The following is a 2,466-nucleotide window of genomic DNA, read 5'->3' as shown; positions in this document are numbered from 1 at the left end:
CAGGCGGCACGTCCCAAATACATAATTTTCGATCTGAGAACCTATGTGATGCACATCCATAGATCTCAGGCGATGTAGATTCTCCCGACAGACTACGCTTAGATTTTGACACCATCGTGGCGAAGCACGTCAAAATGGCGGTGTCGAGGATCAGGATTCGTGCAAAATAGGACCCTTTCAACCGTGAAATCGTCGATCGCGCGCTCTTTGAGCCTAAAAGATGGGGAGTCCCTTCCTTTTTTGACACCATCGTGGCGAAGCACGTCAAAATGGCCGGCATGGCCGAGCGCGAGCCTGAGGTGCCGGAGGAGCAGCGGATCAGGTTCCGCATCGGCATCAATCTCGGCGACGTGATCGTCGAGGCGCACGACATCTTCGGGGATGGGGTGAACGTCGCGGCGCGGCTGGAAGGGCTGGCGGAACCGGGCGGGATTTGCGTCAGCCGCGTCGTTCGGGACCAGGTGCGCGACAAGGTGGCCTTTGCCTTTGAGGATCTGGGCGAGCAGCAGGTCAAGAACATTGCCCGCCCAGTCCGGGTTTATCGAGTGCGCGATCTCGTCAGCACCAGTGCGGCGAGCCCATCACCACCAGTCTTAACACTCCCCGACAAGCCCTCGGTTGCTGTGCTGCCGTTCGTGAATATGTCGAGCGACCCCGAGCAAGAATTTCTCGCCGACGGCATAGCTGTGATCAGGCGGTGGCCTTCCTATCCCACTGGAAGGACCCGAACAGTCCGCGGGGGCCGATCATGATCGATCCGGAAACCCGCGACATCGTGCAGAACGTCTACATCCGCCGCGTCGAAAAGCAGGGTGAGGTTCTTGCCAACATCGAAATCGCAACGATCCCGATGGTCAAGGACCGGTGGAAGGAACTGAACCCGTTGAAATAATGGGAGATCGAATGCCATACGGAAGGTCCGTACTAACGCTCGCCTGCGCGGCAACTGCGGTTCTCGTGCTGTCGCCGCCGGCGGCGGCCCAAACGGTGGTAAAGATCGGGAACATCAGCAGCTATTCCGGCTTTGTCGCGCAAGCCGCGGACCAGGCGCAAAAAGCTGTCGACCTATACGTGAAGGAGCACGAGAAGGAGCTGCCGCCGGGGATAAAGCTCGAAATCATGCGGCGCGACGACACGTCCAATCCGGAAGTCGGCAAGCGGCTGGCTCAGGAGCTGATTACGCGCGAGCACGTGCAGCTCTTGACGGGTGTCATCCTGTCCCCGGTGGCCGCGGCGATTGCGCCGCTGACCGCCGAGGCGAAGGTGCCGCTCCTGATCAGCATCGCCGCCGGTGGCTCCGCAATTCCGCGCATCTCACCCTATGTCGCGCGAGTGTCGTTCACGCTCTGGCAGCAGGGCTATCCGATCGGGAAATGGGCGGCAGAGCAGGGCTGGAAGAAGGGCTATACCGCCGTCAGCGACTTCATCCCCGGGCATGATTCGGAAGCTTCTTTCGCCAAGGGCTTCACCGACAGCGGCGGCCAGATCGTCGGTGCCGTCCGCATTCCCCCGAACAATCCCGATTTCGCCCCGTTCGTGCAGCGCATCAAGGACGCCAAGCCCGACGTCGTGTTCTTCTGGATACCGAGCACCCAGGCGACCGCGCTCGTCAATGCGGTCAGGGATCTCGGGCTGCGCGAGGCCGGCATTCAGATCACTTCGGCACAAGACCTGCTGCCCGACGAGCAATTGCCGGCGATGGGCGATATTCCGCTGGGCCTGATTACTTCCGGCAATTATTCGACCGCCGGCAAACGTCCGGCAAACGAGGCCTTCCTTGCTGCCTGGAAGCGTGAATATGCCGACACCGCTATCCCCAACTTCCTGTCCGTCAATGCCTGGGACGGGATGGTCGCGGTTTTCGATCTGGTCAAGGCGACGCAGGGAAAGTTTACGGCGGATGAAGCGATGGCGTTCTTCAAGGGGTGGAAGAACCCGGACAGCCCGCGTGGGCCGATCATGATCGACCCCGAGACCCGGGACATTGTCCAGAATGTGTATATCCGGCGCGTCGAGAAGCAGGACGGCAAGCTCGCCAATGTCGAGATCGCGACGATCCCGATGGTCAAAGATCCGTGGAAGCAGCTGAACCCGCCGAAATAGTGATCGCTACCGGCTCGATGGCATGAGCGATGCCCTGTCGGCCGCCGTAAGCATCGGGTTTCATGGCCTCGCTTTCGCGATAGAAGTACTGGCGGCATAAAGCGCGAGATAAGCGCAAAAGATGACGATGCAGCACCCGGCGAAGTTGCGTTCGCCCAATGGACGAAAATTGATTCAAACAAGGAGTGGCTCCTTAGTGGCATAGGCATTGCCGTGCCACTTGCGATCTTAGGTTGGTGGCTTCAACGCCGTACCTCGTCGGCTTCGCAGTCTCAACGCGGCGGGCGCAACTCCGTGAACGTCCAAGTTGGCGGCAACTTTACGATAGAAGTCGTCCAGAAATTCCCTCAACGTCGGGGCAAA

Annotated in this window: 2 protein-coding genes and 1 pseudogene; all 3 read left to right on the top strand. The window is 59.8% G+C overall.

All coding sequences use genetic code 11. The features are described from left to right. Positions 1 to 269: 269 nt before the first annotated feature. The 3 genes and pseudogenes from VNX23_RS07110 (at position 270) to VNX23_RS07100 (ending at position 2,103) form a co-directional block, all read left to right on the top strand. Positions 270 to 752, top strand: a complete 483-nt coding sequence (locus VNX23_RS07110; protein ID WP_325628511.1) for an adenylate/guanylate cyclase domain-containing protein — start codon at positions 270 to 272, stop codon at positions 750 to 752. After that, positions 731 to 892: pseudogene (locus VNX23_RS07105) on the top strand (branched-chain amino acid ABC transporter substrate-binding protein); the annotation flags it as partial. The gene VNX23_RS07110 and the pseudogene VNX23_RS07105, both read left to right, overlap by 22 nt. Positions 893 to 903: 11 nt before the next feature. Beyond that, entirely contained in the window at positions 904 to 2,103 is a 1,200-nt protein-coding gene (locus VNX23_RS07100; protein ID WP_325628509.1) for an ABC transporter substrate-binding protein, read from the top strand. Positions 2,104 to 2,466 lie beyond the last annotated feature (363 nt).

Origin of the sequence: Bradyrhizobium sp. (assembly GCF_035570375.1) — a bacterium.
In the GTDB taxonomy this organism is placed as follows: domain Bacteria; phylum Pseudomonadota; class Alphaproteobacteria; order Rhizobiales; family Xanthobacteraceae; genus Bradyrhizobium.
Note: the sequence above shows the minus strand (reverse complement) of the source record. Positions and strands in the feature narration are given on the sequence as shown.